Genomic DNA, 13,949 nt, shown 5'->3' with positions numbered 1-13,949 from the left:
AAAATTTAAAAATTTTGCTTATATATTTTAAACAGATTTTTTATATCTTCAATAGATAATTCTTCAACCCTTGCTGTTTCTTTTATATTTGCCTTTTGTAAGATTTCTGTATCTATCTTTGTTCTGAGCATTCTTCTTCTGTTTGCAAATATTTCTGAAACAAACCTTTTATATGCCTTTATATCCTGTATATCTTTATTTTCAATTGGAGTTAATTTTATTACTGCTGATGTTACTTTCGGTGGTGGAGAAAAAAATCTTGCAGGGACACTCATAAGATATTCTACTTTGAAAAATGATTGAATAAATACAGATAAAAATGTGTAATCTTTGGATTTTGGTTTTGCAATTAATTTTTCTGCAACTTCTTTTTGAACCATAAAAACTGCATTTTTTATTATATCTTTATAAAAAACAATATTTACTAATATTAATGATGCAACATTATAAGGAAGATTTCCTATTAGTTTTATCTTTTTATCTTTAGCAATTTCAAAAAGATTTACATCAAAAAAATCAGATTTTATCAAGATAAAGTTTTGATAATCTTTAAATCTTTCTTCTATAATCTTATAAGCTGTTTCATCTATCTCTATTCCATACAATATAGCCGGTTTTTTTTGTAGTAATTTTTCTGTTAGATTTCCGGTTCCTACTCCAATTTCTACAACTATATCATCTTGTGTAATATTTGCAAATTCTACAATTTTTTCTAATATACCTTCTGCAATCAGAAGATGTTGTCCAAGATGTTTTTTTGTTTTAAAACTCAACAATATTCCTCTAATATCTTTCTTACTTCATCTTTAATATCTTCTCTTTCAAGGGCAAAATCTATTAAAGCTTTGATATATCCTATCTTATTTCCTGTATCATGTCTTTTCCCTTCAATATCTTTTGCATATATCACTTCTGATTGGCGTAATAACATTAATGCATCTGTAAGCTGTATTTCTCCACCTTTTCCCGGTTTTGTTTCTTTTAATGCATCCATTATCTGCGGAGTTAATACATATCTTCCTACTATTGCTGATGTAGAAGGAGCCTCTTCAATAGATGGTTTTTCTATTAATGTATCCACCAATTTAAGTCCTTTTTCTATCTCTTTTCCACTTATTATTCCATATTTAGAAACTTCTTCTTTTGGCACTTCTATTGTGCCAATTACAGATTTTCCAAATTTATAATATATATCTATTAGTTGTTTTATTGCTGGATTTTGAGGATTTTTTATAATCTCATCTCCGAGTAAAACTGCAAACGGTTCATCTCCTATAAGTGCATGAGCAGTATATACTGCATCTCCAAGACCTTTTTGTTCTTTTTGTCTTATATAAACAAAATCTGCCATATTACTAATTTGTCTAAGCATTTCTATATATTCTTTCTTACCTGATTTTAAAAGAACATTTTCAAGTTCCGGTGTGTAATCAAAATAATCTTCTATTGACCTTTTATGTCTTCCTGTCACAAAGATTATAGTATCTATGCCGGAATTTACCGCTTCTTCAACTATATAATGAATAATAGGTCTATCAACAAGAGGCATCATCTCTTTTGGGGAAGATTTTGTAGCCGGTAAAAATCTTGTTCCAAAACCGGCTACCGGAATAACTGCTTTCCTAACTTTTTTCACAGGCATCCTCCCATTTATTTTTCAATTCTTTTTAATACTTCCTCGTAATATTTTGTTAAATCTCCAAGGTTTAATCTAAATCTATCTTTATCCATTCTTTCACCGGTTTCTTTATCCCAAAATCTGCATGTATCCGGTGATATTTCATCTGCTACTACTATCGTTCCATCTTCTTTTTTACCAAATTCCAATTTAAAATCAACAAGTATAATATTAGCTTTTTCTACAAACTCCCTTAAAACTTTATTTACCCTTAAAGCTAAATCTTTTATTATTTTTATATCTTCATCTGTTGTAAGATTTAATGCTATTATATGCTCATAACATATAATAGGGTCGCCCAATGCATCATTTTTTAGATAAAATTCTATAAGTGGTGGATTAAATTCTGTTTTTTCCGATATGCCAAGCCTTTTTACTATGCTACCGGTGGCTATATTTCTTACAACTACTTCAATTGGTATTATCTTTACATGATAAGTAAGCATTTCCCTATCAGATAACTGTTTTATGAAATGGGTTGGAATATTATTTTTTTCTAACAATTGAAAAAATAAAGAAGATATTTTGTTATTTAATATTCCTTTTCCTTCTATTACATCTTTTTTTTGGGCATTAAATGCTGTTGCTTCATCTTTAAAATATACAATAACTTTATCTTTTTCATCTGTAGCATAAACGATTTTAGCTTTTCCTTCATACAATTTTTCTTTTTTTTCCATTATCTTACCTCTCTTATAAATTTTCTCTTGCTATAACTGAGAAATAATTGTATTTTTTGTTATCTTTAATTTGTGTAAATATATTTTTTGCTTCTGCTTCTTTTCCTTCTTTTTGTAATATAAAAGCTTTCAAAAGACCGGCTGACAGATAATTATTGTTTTCTTGTTTTATGGTGTCAAGTAGAGAAATTGCTTCATTGATTTTTCCTTCTTTATAATAGCTGTAAGCTAAATATTCTGTAATATTAGATTTTAAATCTGTTTTTAATAAATTTTTAAGTTTTTCTGCATCTGTTTTATCTATCTTTCCTTCTTCGTTGTTAATAATTATTTTGTAAGCAAGAACTACTTTATAAATATCTGTATCTGCATATTTTTTCTCAAAATCTGAAATTAATTTTTTTGCATTTTCATAATCTTTTGAGAATAATTTATCTGATATTTGAGAAAGTAAGACTGTTGCTTTTTGATATTTTTCTTCTTTCTGTTCTTTGAGATAATAAAAGATTGCTGTTATAACAAAAAGCGTTATGACTAATCCTAAGAAAATTTTCCAATGCTTTTTTATTTTATCGTAAATAGAGTAAAGCTTATATTCAAGCTCTATATCAACATCTTTTTCCAAAGGGAGTTTTTCTTTTTCCATAAAAATTACCTCAAAAAATTAAACTTAAAAAATTATATCATACAGAAAGCAAAGTTTGGCAGATATTTTTTAGAATTTAAAAAGATAATAAGGAAAAAGTAGATTTTTTGAGAAACATTGAAATATCCTTCCACATAAAAACATTTGACAGACTTCAACTCCTCATAGGCACGCTACAAACGTGTTTTATCAAGTATTTTTCAAAATATTAGAAGGTAGTTTCAACTCCTCATAGGCACGCTACAAACTCTGTGCAAATTCTTCCTGTGTAAGCCCAAGTTTGTTTCTGTTTCAACTCCTCATAGGCACGCTACAAACAAAGAGAAAAAGAAAGAGAAATGTATGAAAAACAATGTTTCAACTCCTCATAGGCACGCTACAAACTCTTGATGTATCTGATTTTTTGGTTATGTGTCAGGCGTTTCAACTCCTCATAGGCACGCTACAAACAAAAAATGGTAAAAGGAAGCTTCATAAAAGAAAAATAGTTTCAACTCCTCATAGGCACGCTACAAACGAAAAATATTATTTCTACCGAAAATGAGAAGAAGTATAGTTTCAACTCCTCATAGGCACGCTACAAACCCCGAAATTTTATATCCTATTTTATTGCCAAGTAATGCTTGTAATTACTTATCTATATTATATCATAATACACAAATTTATTTCTGTCAAATTGAGTTTATTTTCAGTCGACCTCCAATCTTGCAAAAAATACCGGACATCGACAAATCCTTGATACTCTAAGCTAAACTCCCAATTTTTACCGTTTTTTCCTATGAGATTTTGTCTCAATTAGCCCTGAAAAATCTACATCGACGGACTCAAATTTTTTTTCTAAAAAATCCGTTTGCAGATTTTCAAAGAATTTTTTATAATTTTTATAATCATAAAAAATTGGAGAAATTTAATATTAAGCAAAGATTTAAGCCCTAATAAGATTAAATTTGAATAAATAAGTTTTTAGAATTATTTTTATATAAATACTCTTAAAAATGGAATAAAGATGAATTTACAGGAAATAAAGCAAACTTTGAAAGAAAGAATGCCGGAGATAAAAGAAAAATACGGTGTGAAAAATCTATATATTTTTGGTTCTTATGTTAGAGGAGAGCAAACTCCAAAAAGTGATATTGATATTCTTGTAGAGTTTGAGAAAGGAAAAAAGAGTTTTAGAAATTATATGGGATTAAAATTTTATTTGGAAGATTTATTTGGTTTGAAAGTTGACCTTGTTATAAAAGAAGCAGTAAGGAAAGAACTAAAAAGACATATATACTCAGAAGCTGTAAATGTCTAAACGAGAATATAAACTTTTTTTAAAAGATATTCTTGAAAATATTGAATTAATCAAGGAATTTACTTCTAACATTAATAGTTTAGAAGATTTGGAGAACAGTAAGCTCATACTCTTTGCAGTTTTAAAGGCTCTTGAAAATATAGGAGAGGCGGCAAAAAATATTCCATCTGAGATAAAGGAAAAATATCCTTATTTTTGTAAAGAAATATCCGGTTTGAGAGATATTATAGTTCATCATTACTGGGGAGTAGATATAGAGATAATCTGGGACGTTATAGAAAATGAACTTGATGAATTAGAAAATTTAACTAAAAAAGTTTTGGAAAACGAACAATAAGAACTTTACAATAATCTACAAACTCAGATTTTTACCATTAATTTTAAATATAATTAACTAACATTCAACTGCTATATTATCTTCTCTTTCTTTACCAAGGATGCTTAATTTTGCATTTACAAATTGATTTATATCTTTTTCTGTTTCTATATAAGCATGAATATAATTTGAAGTAAGTCCTATTTTCTTTCCATCTTTTTCAGAAATTATTAAAAATTCCATCTCTTTTTGTAGAAATTTTCTTCTAAATTCTAAATTTTTTTGATAACTTATATCTCTTAATATTTGGGTTCTTTCTTTCTTTTCTTGTGGTGATACTACTGATTTTAATTTTGTTGCTATTGTTCCTTCTCTTTCTGAATATGTAAAAACATGAATATATGCAAAAGGTATTTTTTCTATATTTTTTAATGAATTTTCAAAAGCTGTTTTATCCTCTGTGGGAAATCCGGTTATTATATCTGTTCCTATGGCAGTTTCCGGTGCTTTTTTCAGTATTTTCTCAACTACTTTTATATAATCTTTTACAGTATAATCTCTCCTCATATCTTTTAAAACTTTATCATCTGCTGATTGGATAGAAAGATGGAAATGCTTAGCAATTTTGGGATTTTCTGTTATAAAATCTATAAGCTCATCATTTAGCTCATTTATTCCCATTGAAGATAATCTTATTCTTTTTAAATTTTCTATCTCTGATAGTTTTTTTAATAAATCTAATAAATATCCTTCTTTATGGTCGTATCCGTATTGGGATAGCTGGGTTCCGGTAAGGACTATTTCTTTATATCCTCTTTCTGCTAATATTTTTGCTTGATTTACAATATCTTCTATTTTTGCACTTCTTACTTTTCCTCTTGCAAATGGTATTATACAAAAGCTACAAAAGCTATTACATCCTTCTTGGACTTTTAAGATAGGTCTTGCTCCTTCAAAAAATGTGCTTATCTGGAATGTTTTAAAATCATTTTCTCTGAAAATATTATTTACAAGGATTTTTTCTTGAAATTTTTCATTTATATAATTTTCTACTATATCAAGTATATCTGTTTTATGGGAATTGCCTACTACAATATCTATCTCTTCCATTTTAGCAAGTTCTTCCGGCTTTACCTGAGCATAACATCCGGTTGCTACTACTACTGCCCTTGGGTTTTGTTTTTTTGCTTTTCTGATAATTTTTCTTGATGTTCTGTCTGCATCATTTGTAACGGTGCATGTGTTTATTATATAAATATCTGCAATATCTTCAAAATCAGTTATCTGATATCCTTTTTCAAAAAATTTCTCTTCTATTGCAGAAGATTCAAACTGGTTCATTCTACATCCTATGGTATTGACTGCTACTTTTAGATTTTTCATAATATACAACCTATTCCTATTTTTTTGCTTTTTCAAATAAAGCTTCAAATTCTTCCGGTGTAAGTTTTGGATATTTTTCTATCTCTAAATTTTCAATTACATGTTCTTTTTTACTCATTCCTATTAAAGCTGTTCCTATGTTAGGTGTGCTTCTTACAAATTGGATTGGAACGTGTATATCTTTTTCAACTTTAAAAATCTGTTTTGTTATATCCGGTAGTTGTCTTATTACCCTTCCTTGAAATAATGTAGCACTTGTATAAACATAAATATTTAATTTTTTAGATAACTCCAGCACTGATAAATTTCCTTCTTGATTTTTTAATGAGTAAGCTTCGGTCATTGCAACATTATAAGGAAGTTGGATAAATCTAAAATGATGATTTTCTCCACCTACTTCTACAGCTATATCGTATATCTCTTTTAAATTAAGATATTGTTTATCTGTTGGTTTTGCCCTTAAACCGTTCCATGTAGCAATTCCGTAATATCTTAATTTATTTTCTTTTATCTTACCTTCTAATAATCTGAATGTAGCCCATAATTTTCTATAAAACTTTTCCTTATCTATTATCTGAAGCTGGTCTTCCGGATTATGTAAAAAATAAATATCTATATAATCAGTATTAAGATTTTCTAAGCTTTTCTCAAATGACCAATCTATATATTTAGGAGAAATTATATTTCCGTAAGGTGTTATATCTTCTTTTGAGATTATTCCGGTATCTATAAAATTTTCTTTTAAATATTTCGTAATATCTGTAATATTTAAATCTGCATCAATAGGGAAATAGCCACCTTTTGTTGATATAACTAAATTTTTCCTATCATAATTTTTTATAACTTTACCTATAACCCTTTCACTTCTCATATTTCTGTAATTTATTGCAGTATCAATAACATTTACACCAAGTTCTATAGCAGTTTTTATAGCTTCTTCGTAATTTTTATCTGTCTGAATATCCGGATTTCCAAGATATGTTCCTATTCCTATCTCTGATAGTTCTAAATCTAAAAATTTTTTATATATCATAATCTTATCTCCTTTATCTTATTAAGCTTTAAGCTTTGATGATTATATCAAAAAAATGTATAATTTTTAATGACAAAATTAATAAAAGTTGAGGAGAAAAATTATTTATGAAAGCAGTTATACTTGCGGGTGGAAGCGGGACAAGACTTTATCCGGTTACTCAATCTATAAATAAGCATCTATTACCAATTTATAACAAGCCTATGATTTATTATCCACTTTCATTGGTTATGCTTTTAAAAATAAAAGATGTTTTATTTGTAGTTAATCCGGAAGATAAACCAAGTTTTGAAAAATTATTTAAAGATGGCTCCCATCTTGGAATGAATGTAAAATATGTTTTGCAACAAAAACCAAATGGACTTGCAGAAGGACTTATTCTTGCAGAAGATTTTATAAAAAATGATAATATCTGTTATATGCTTGGAGATAACATATTTTTCGGTCATGATATTGTAAAGATTATGGAAGAAGCAAAAAAAGATGTTGAAAAAAATGGTGGAGCTTATGTTTTTGGATATTCGGTAAAAGACCCGGAAAGATTTGGAGTAGTAGAATTTGATGAAAATGGAAATGTTTTGTCTATTGAAGAAAAACCCAAAAAACCAAAATCTAATTATGCAGTTGTCGGTATGTATTTTTATGATAAAGAAGCAATAAATATAGCAAAAAATATAAAACCTTCCGATAGAGGAGAGCTTGAAATTACATCTGTAAATGAAGAATATTTGAAAAAAGGAAAATTAAAGGTAAAACTTCTTGGAAGAGGATTTGCTTGGTTTGATGCAGGAACCCATGATAGCTTTCTTGAAGCCGGTGAATTTGTCGCTACAATAGAAAAAAGAACAGGTCTTATGGTAGGTTGTATTGAAGAGATAGCTTATAGAAATGGTTGGATAGATAAAGAGCAACTTTTAGAACTTGCTAAGCCTTTGAAAAAAACAGAATATGGAAAATATTTAATAGAAATAGCTCAATCTTAAAATTAGAGGTAATTATGGAAACAGTAAAAAATGAAGAAATCATAAAATTAATAGAAAATTTGCCAGAAGATTTAAAAAGAGAAGTTAAAGACTTTGCTGAGTATTTATTAACAAAATCAAAAACAAAAAAAAGATTGTCATTAAAATGGAAAGGAAATTTAAGCAAATATAAAAAAGATTTTACTTCTTTAGAACTTCAAAAAAAAGCTTTAGAGTGGAGAATAAATTTTAGATGAAATACTTAATAGATACCAATATATGGCTTGAAATTTTATTAGAGCAAGAGAAAAGTGAAGAAGCTTTTGATTTTTTAAGTAAAGTTGATAGTATTTATTTAGCAATGTCGGATTTTTCTTTACATTCAATTATATTGATACTTACAAAACTAAAAGAATTTGAAACAGCTAATATGTTTTTGGATGATATTACTACTTCAGGAGTTAATATTTTAGCTATAGAACCTAATGATTTATATAAAGTTATTGATATAATCAAAAATTTTAATATAGACCTTGATGATGCCTATCAATATTATCTTTCTAAAAAATATAATCTTATATTAGTAAGTTTTGATAAAGATTTTGATAAAACAGATATAAAAAGAAAAACACCAAAAGAAATAATAGGAGAGCCTTAATGCCTTTTGAGTTTATAAAGACAGAAATACCGGAAGTAATAATTATAAAACCAAAAATATTTGGTGATAACCGTGGCTTTTTTATGGAAACATATAAAAAATCCGATTTTGAAAAAGCCGGTATAGATACAGATTTTATACAGGATAATCACTCAAAATCAATTAAAGGAGTATTAAGAGGTCTTCATTATCAAAAAGAGCCATTTGCTCAGGGAAAGTTAGTTAGATGTATAAAAGGGAAAATTTTTGATGTGGCAGTTGATATTAGAAAGAATAGCCCAACATTTGGAAAATGGGTAGCTTTTGAATTATCAGAAGAAAATAGATTAATGCTCTGGATACCAAAAGGATTTGCTCACGGATTTTTAACCCTTTCAGAAGAAGCAGAAATTATATACAAAGTAAGTGGTGGAGAATATTCTCCTCAGCACGATGCAGGTATAATATGGAATGACCCCGATATAAATATAAAATGGCCTCAAATTGATAATATAATTCTATCAGAAAAAGATAAAAATCTACCTTTATTAAAAGATGCAGATATAAATTTTGTATATGGAGGATAAATTGAAATTACTTATAACAGGTGGAGCCGGATTTATAGGAAGTGAATTTGTAAGACAGGCAGTTAAAAAAGGATTTGATACAGTTGTTATTGATAAACTTACTTATGCAGGAGATTTAGAAAGATTAAAAGAAGTTGAAGATAAGATAAAATTTTATAAAGCAGATATAACAAATAAAGAGTTTATAGAATTTATATTTAAAAAAGAAAAACCGGATATTGTAGTCCATTGGGCGGCAGAAAGCCATGTAGATAGAAGTATATTAGACCCAACACCTTTTATTGAAACAAATATAAAAGGAACACAAATCTTATTAGATGTAGCAAGAGATACAGGAATACAAAAATTTATAAATATTGCAACAGATGAAGTGTATGGAGAGCTTGAAACAGAAGAAGGGCAGTTTTATGAAGATACACCTTTAAATCCAAATTCACCTTATTCTGTATCAAAGGCTTCAGCAGATATGCTTGGAAGGGCATATTATAGAACTTATGGAGTTCCGGTTATAACAGTTAGACCATCTAACAATTATGGATATTGGCAATATCCGGAAAAACTTATTCCGGTTGTAATCCTAAAAGCATTAAATAACGAACCTATACCAGTTTATGGTAGAGGAGAAAATATAAGGGAATGGCTTTTTGTATCTGACTGTGCAGATGCTGTTTTTGAAATAATACAAAAAGGAAAAATCGGAGAGATATATAATGTAGGTAGTGGAGAAGAAAGAAAAAATATAGATGTAGTTAAATCAATTTTAAATATTCTAAAAAAACCAGAAAGCTTAATAACCTTTGTAAAAGATAGACCGGGGCATGATTTTAGATATTCATTAAATACAGATAAAATTGAAAAAGAGATAGGATGGAAAGCAAAAATAAAATTTGAAGAAGGTATAGAAAAAACCGTTAAATGGTATCTTGAAAATATAAGCTGGGTAGAAAGAAAATTAAAATATTTAAAAGATTATTGGGAAAAGGTTTATAGATGAAAATATTTTTAACAGGGTCAAAAGGTCAGCTTGCAAACGAGTTTATAAAAAGATTTAATGAAAAAAATATAGATTTTTTAGCTTTATCAAAAGAAGAGCTTGATATATCTAATTTTGAAAATGTTATTAAAACCATAAAAGAGTATAAACCGGATATTATTATAAATTGTGCTGCATATAATCTTGTTGATAAAGCAGAAGAAGAGTTTGAAAAAGCTTATGCTGTTAATGGAGCCGGTGTATATAATCTTGCAGTAGCTTCCTTAGAAACAAAATCTTTATTAATCCATTATTCCACAGATTATGTTTTTGATGGAAAAAAAGAAGGATTATATACAGAAGAAGATATTCCAAATCCATTAAGTAGATATGCAATATCAAAATATATTGGAGAAAAGAATATTCAAAATATTTTAGAAAGATATATAATTTTTCGGGTAAGCTGGGTTTATGGAGAAGGAAAACAAAACTTTTTATATAAACTTAACTATTGGGCAGAGTCTCAGGAATATTTAAAAATAGCCTGTGATGAATTTTCAGTTCCTACATCTACAAGAACCATAGTAGATATAACTTTAAAATCAATACAAAAAGGATTAACCGGTTTATATCATTTAACAAATTCCGGATATACATCCCGTTTTGAATGGGCAAGAGAATATTTAAAACTTAAAAAAATAGATAAATTTATCTATCCTGCTTATCAACAAGATTTTAACTTACCTGCTAAAAGACCAAGATTTTCAGCTATGAGTAATGATAAAATATGCAAAGAGCTTGGTATTCAGATAAAAGAATGGAATGAAGAGTTAAAGGAATTAATAGATACCGGAGAAATCTAAATTAAATTACTAATATAATCATAGTAAAAAGTATTAAATCTCAATTCTCAATTTTTGATAAAATATATCAGTTCAAAATTTTTTAAAGAAGGAGCAAAAAGTGAAATATATCTTTATAACTGGTGGTGTTCTTTCTTCACTTGGAAAAGGAGTAACATCTGCAAGTATTGGTTCTATTCTTGAAGCAATGGGTTATAAAATAACATTTTTAAAATTAGACCCATACTTAAATATTGACCCAGGAACAATGAACCCTTATCAACATGGAGAAGTATATGTAACTGAAGATGGAGCAGAAACAGATTTAGATTTAGGTCATTATGAAAGATTTACAAATGCAGTTTTAACAAAATATAACAATACAACATCAGGAAAGCTTTATCATAACTTACTTGAAAAAGAAAGAAGAGGAGCATTCTTAGGGGCAACTGTTCAAGTTATTCCACATTTTACTAATGAGATAAAAAAAGCCATAGAAAAAGCATCTGAAGGTTATGATATATCTATTGTAGAAATTGGTGGAACAGTAGGAGATATAGAAAGTTTACCATTTTTAGAAGCAATTAGACAGATTGGGCTTGAAAAAGGTAAATCTAATGTTGTTTATATTCATTTAACTTATGTTCCTTATATATCGGTAGCAGGAGAGTTAAAAACAAAACCAACCCAGCATTCTGTAAAAGAGCTAAGAGCTATCGGAATACAGCCAGATATTTTAATAGGAAGAGCTGAAATTCCCCTTCCAAAAAGCATAAAGAAAAAAATAGCATTATTTACAAATGTAGATGAAGATGCTGTATTTTCTGCACCGGATTTAAATATTATTTATGAAATTCCTTTATATCTGAAAAAAGAAGGATTAGATAAAGTAATTGCAAAAAATCTAAATATTGAATATAGAGAGCCTGATTTATCAAAATGGAAAAAAATAGTAAATACTTTATCTAAGCTTGAAAAAGAGGTGAATATTGCAATTGTAGGTAAATATGTTCAGCTTAAAGATGCTTATAAAAGTATATATGAAGCATTAATCCATGCCCAAATCCCTACCAAAACAAAAGTAAATATTAGTTGGATTAATGCAGACGAGATAAATGAAGAAAATGTTGAGCAGCTAAATAAATTTGATGGTATCCTTGTTCCGGGAGGTTTTGGAGAAAGGGGAGTAGAAGGAAAGATATTAACTGCAAAATTTGCAAGGGAAAATAAAATCCCGTATTTTGGTATATGTCTTGGAATGCAGATAGCAGTTATAGAATTTGCAAGAAATGTGGCCGGCTTAAAAGATGCAAACTCAACAGAATTTAGAATAGATACACCTCATCCGGTTATAGATATAATGCCTGAACAAAAAGAAGTAGATAAAAAAGGCGGAACAATGAGGCTTGGAGCTTATAAATGTCATATAAAACCAGGAACAAAAGCATACTCAATTTATAAACAAGAAGAGATTTCAGAAAGACATAGACATAGATTTGAATTAAATCCGAAATATAGACCTATATTGGAAGAAAAAGGATTAATAGTATCCGGTGTTTATAAAGCAAAAAATCTTGCAGAAATTATAGAACTTCCTGATAATATGCATCCGTGGTTTATAGGTTGCCAGTTTCATCCGGAATTTAAAAGTAAACCTTTTGCACCAAATCCTTTATTTGTTGCATTTATTCAGGCTTCACTTGATAAAAAAATGAAAAATCTATAAATTTAAGGGGAATAAAAATTTTGTAGGAGGGATAAAAAATGGATGAATTACATTTAAGAATTGAAGAAAAGTATTACCCACCGGAAGAGATAGTAAAAACAGCAAATTTTCCGGATTATGAATCTGTTTATAAAAAATCCATAGAAAATCCGGATGAGTTTTGGAGCGAAATAGCAAATCAGCTTGAATGGTTTTCTAAATGGGAAAAAGTTCTTGAATGGAATTATCCTTATGCAAAATGGTTTGTAGGTGGAAAAACAAATATCACCTATAACTGCCTTGATAGACATGTTAAAAACGGAAAGAGAAACAAAGTAGCATACATATATGTAGATGAAGAAGGAAATGAAAAAAAGATAACTTACGGAGAACTATTAGAACAAGTAAATAGATTGGCTAATGGGCTAAAATCCCTCGGTGCTCAAAAAGGAGATAGAGTATCTATATATATGCCAAATACAATAGAAGCTATAATCTCTATGCTTGCCTGTGCAAGAGTAGGAGCAATCCATAGCGTTGTATTTGCCGGATTTAGTGAAGGTGCTTTAAGAACAAGGATACAAGATGCAAAAGCAAAAGTAGTTATAACAGCTACTTATACAAAAAGAAGGGGAAAAAGAATACCTCTTTATCCGGTTGTAAGAGAAGCTATTAGAGATTTAGATTTTGTTGAAAAAGTTATCCTTTGGGATAGAGATAAAGATGAGATGGAAGAAAAAGAAAGTTATATAATTGATTTTGAAAATCTTATAAAAAATAGTAGTATCTATTGCGAACCGGAAATAATGGATTCAGAAGACCCATTATTCATACTCTATACATCAGGGACAACAGGGAAACCAAAAGGAGTATTACATACAACCGGCGGATATATGGTAAATACATATATAACAACAAAAGCAGTTTTTGATGTAAAAGAAGATACTATCTATTGGTGCACTGCCGATATTGGCTGGATTACAGGACATAGTTATATAGTATATGGGCCACTTGCAAATGGTATAACATCTGTAATAATGGAAGGAGTTCCTGTATATCCTCACCCCGGAATATGGTGGGAATATGTTGAAAAATACAGAGTAAATGTATTCTACACAGCACCAACAGCAATAAGAATGTTAATGAGATTTGGAGAAGAAATACCAGCAAAATATGATTTATCAACTTTAAGAGTGCTTGGTTCTGT

At 28.6% G+C, this 13,949-nt stretch carries 16 protein-coding genes and 1 CRISPR repeat array; of the genes, 10 read left to right on the top strand and 6 right to left on the bottom strand.

Features of this window, described 5'->3' with window-relative positions; all coding sequences use genetic code 11:
• Positions 1-5: 5 nt before the first annotated feature.
• The 4 genes from rsmA to QOR43_RS02875 are packed head-to-tail and all read right to left on the bottom strand — an operon-like array spanning position 6 to position 3,004.
• Positions 6-773, bottom strand: coding sequence for a 16S rRNA (adenine(1518)-N(6)/adenine(1519)-N(6))-dimethyltransferase RsmA (gene rsmA, locus QOR43_RS02890; protein ID WP_345782848.1), 768 nt, complete (start codon positions 771-773; stop codon positions 6-8).
• A complete protein-coding gene (gene galU, locus QOR43_RS02885; RefSeq protein ID WP_265134036.1) occupies positions 770-1,636 on the bottom strand; it encodes a UTP--glucose-1-phosphate uridylyltransferase GalU in 867 nt (288 codons plus the stop codon). Before galU ends, rsmA begins: the two co-directional genes overlap by 4 nt.
• A 14-nt stretch (positions 1,637-1,650) precedes the next feature.
• On the bottom strand, positions 1,651-2,358 hold the full coding sequence (gene purC, locus QOR43_RS02880) for a phosphoribosylaminoimidazolesuccinocarboxamide synthase (RefSeq protein ID WP_265134037.1): 708 nt from the start codon (positions 2,356-2,358) through the stop codon (positions 1,651-1,653).
• Positions 2,359-2,371: 13 nt separating this feature from the next.
• Positions 2,372-3,004: a tetratricopeptide repeat protein gene (locus tag QOR43_RS02875; protein WP_265134038.1), complete on the bottom strand. Its 633-nt coding sequence runs from the start codon at positions 3,002-3,004 to the stop codon at positions 2,372-2,374.
• A 151-nt stretch (positions 3,005-3,155) separates the two neighbouring features.
• A CRISPR array of direct repeats spans positions 3,156-3,589; the repeat unit is 30 nt; unit sequence GTTTCAACTCCTCATAGGCACGCTACAAAC.
• A 421-nt stretch (positions 3,590-4,010) separates the two neighbouring features.
• Between QOR43_RS02875 and QOR43_RS02870 the strand changes: the two genes are divergently transcribed.
• A complete protein-coding gene (locus tag QOR43_RS02870; RefSeq protein WP_265134039.1) occupies positions 4,011-4,304 on the top strand; it encodes a nucleotidyltransferase family protein in 294 nt (97 codons plus the stop codon).
• On the top strand, positions 4,297-4,641 hold the full coding sequence (locus tag QOR43_RS02865; protein WP_265134040.1) for a HepT-like ribonuclease domain-containing protein: 345 nt from the start codon (positions 4,297-4,299) through the stop codon (positions 4,639-4,641). Before QOR43_RS02870 ends, QOR43_RS02865 begins: the two co-directional genes overlap by 8 nt.
• A 57-nt stretch (positions 4,642-4,698) precedes the next feature.
• On the opposite strand, the gene mtaB is transcribed toward QOR43_RS02865, so the two are convergent.
• Both mtaB and QOR43_RS02855 read right to left on the bottom strand, forming a co-directional pair.
• Positions 4,699-6,003 carry a tRNA (N(6)-L-threonylcarbamoyladenosine(37)-C(2))-methylthiotransferase MtaB gene (gene mtaB, locus QOR43_RS02860; RefSeq protein ID WP_265134041.1) on the bottom strand — a complete coding sequence of 435 codons (1,305 nt, stop codon included), beginning with the start codon at positions 6,001-6,003 and terminating at the stop codon, positions 4,699-4,701.
• 16 nt (positions 6,004-6,019) lie between these two features.
• Positions 6,020-7,036 carry an aldo/keto reductase gene (locus QOR43_RS02855; RefSeq protein WP_265134042.1) on the bottom strand — a complete coding sequence of 339 codons (1,017 nt, stop codon included), beginning with the start codon at positions 7,034-7,036 and terminating at the stop codon, positions 6,020-6,022.
• 107 nt (positions 7,037-7,143) lie between these two features.
• On the opposite strand from QOR43_RS02855, the gene rfbA reads away from it, so the two are divergent.
• The 8 genes from rfbA to QOR43_RS02815 all read left to right on the top strand — a co-directional run.
• Positions 7,144-8,019 (top strand): glucose-1-phosphate thymidylyltransferase RfbA, encoded by an 876-nt coding sequence (rfbA, locus tag QOR43_RS02850; RefSeq protein ID WP_265134043.1) that lies wholly within the window; start codon positions 7,144-7,146, stop codon positions 8,017-8,019.
• Between the two features lie 14 nt (positions 8,020-8,033).
• Positions 8,034-8,255 (top strand): DUF2281 domain-containing protein, encoded by a 222-nt coding sequence (locus tag QOR43_RS02845; protein WP_265134044.1) that lies wholly within the window; start codon positions 8,034-8,036, stop codon positions 8,253-8,255.
• Complete coding sequence (locus QOR43_RS02840) at positions 8,252-8,656, top strand: type II toxin-antitoxin system VapC family toxin (protein WP_265134045.1); 405 nt, start codon at positions 8,252-8,254, stop codon at positions 8,654-8,656. Before QOR43_RS02845 ends, QOR43_RS02840 begins: the two co-directional genes overlap by 4 nt.
• Positions 8,656-9,222: a dTDP-4-dehydrorhamnose 3,5-epimerase gene (rfbC, locus tag QOR43_RS02835; RefSeq protein ID WP_265134046.1), complete on the top strand. Its 567-nt coding sequence runs from the start codon at positions 8,656-8,658 to the stop codon at positions 9,220-9,222. The genes QOR43_RS02840 and rfbC overlap by 1 nt, the downstream gene beginning before the upstream one ends.
• 1 nt (position 9,223) lies before the next feature.
• Entirely contained in the window at positions 9,224-10,216 is a 993-nt protein-coding gene (gene rfbB / locus QOR43_RS02830) for a dTDP-glucose 4,6-dehydratase (RefSeq protein WP_265134047.1), read from the top strand.
• Positions 10,213-11,058 (top strand): dTDP-4-dehydrorhamnose reductase, encoded by an 846-nt coding sequence (rfbD, locus tag QOR43_RS02825; protein ID WP_265134048.1) that lies wholly within the window; start codon positions 10,213-10,215, stop codon positions 11,056-11,058. Before rfbB ends, rfbD begins: the two co-directional genes overlap by 4 nt.
• Before the next feature lie 100 nt (positions 11,059-11,158).
• Positions 11,159-12,763 carry a CTP synthase gene (gene pyrG / locus QOR43_RS02820; protein WP_265134049.1) on the top strand — a complete coding sequence of 535 codons (1,605 nt, stop codon included), beginning with the start codon at positions 11,159-11,161 and terminating at the stop codon, positions 12,761-12,763.
• A 38-nt stretch (positions 12,764-12,801) separates the two neighbouring features.
• The coding region (locus QOR43_RS02815) for an AMP-binding protein (protein ID WP_283571419.1) at positions 12,802-13,949 on the top strand (1,148 nt) is incomplete at its 3' end.

Source organism: Venenivibrio stagnispumantis, from assembly GCF_900182795.1.
GTDB classification, from domain to species: Bacteria; Aquificota; Aquificia; order Aquificales; family Hydrogenothermaceae; genus Venenivibrio; species Venenivibrio stagnispumantis.
This window is presented reverse-complemented; position numbering and strand designations above follow the sequence as displayed.

What these genes read in the sequence shown, in the direction of transcription:
- purC (WP_265134037.1), bottom strand. Translation starts at nt 2,358, where the DNA reads ATGGAAAAAAAAGAAAAATTGTATGAAGGAAAAGCTAAAATCGTTTAT.
- QOR43_RS02845 (WP_265134044.1), top strand. Translation starts at nt 8,034, where the DNA reads ATGGAAACAGTAAAAAATGAAGAAATCATAAAATTAATAGAAAATTTG.
- QOR43_RS02855 (WP_265134042.1), bottom strand. Translation starts at nt 7,036, where the DNA reads ATGATATATAAAAAATTTTTAGATTTAGAACTATCAGAGATAGGAATA.
- rfbC (WP_265134046.1), top strand. Translation starts at nt 8,656, where the DNA reads ATGCCTTTTGAGTTTATAAAGACAGAAATACCGGAAGTAATAATTATA.
- QOR43_RS02840 (WP_265134045.1), top strand. Translation starts at nt 8,252, where the DNA reads ATGAAATACTTAATAGATACCAATATATGGCTTGAAATTTTATTAGAG.
- rfbD (WP_265134048.1), top strand. Translation starts at nt 10,213, where the DNA reads ATGAAAATATTTTTAACAGGGTCAAAAGGTCAGCTTGCAAACGAGTTT.
- QOR43_RS02870 (WP_265134039.1), top strand. Translation starts at nt 4,011, where the DNA reads ATGAATTTACAGGAAATAAAGCAAACTTTGAAAGAAAGAATGCCGGAG.
- QOR43_RS02875 (WP_265134038.1), bottom strand. Translation starts at nt 3,004, where the DNA reads ATGGAAAAAGAAAAACTCCCTTTGGAAAAAGATGTTGATATAGAGCTT.
- QOR43_RS02865 (WP_265134040.1), top strand. Translation starts at nt 4,297, where the DNA reads ATGTCTAAACGAGAATATAAACTTTTTTTAAAAGATATTCTTGAAAAT.
- mtaB (WP_265134041.1), bottom strand. Translation starts at nt 6,003, where the DNA reads ATGAAAAATCTAAAAGTAGCAGTCAATACCATAGGATGTAGAATGAAC.
- rfbA (WP_265134043.1), top strand. Translation starts at nt 7,144, where the DNA reads ATGAAAGCAGTTATACTTGCGGGTGGAAGCGGGACAAGACTTTATCCG.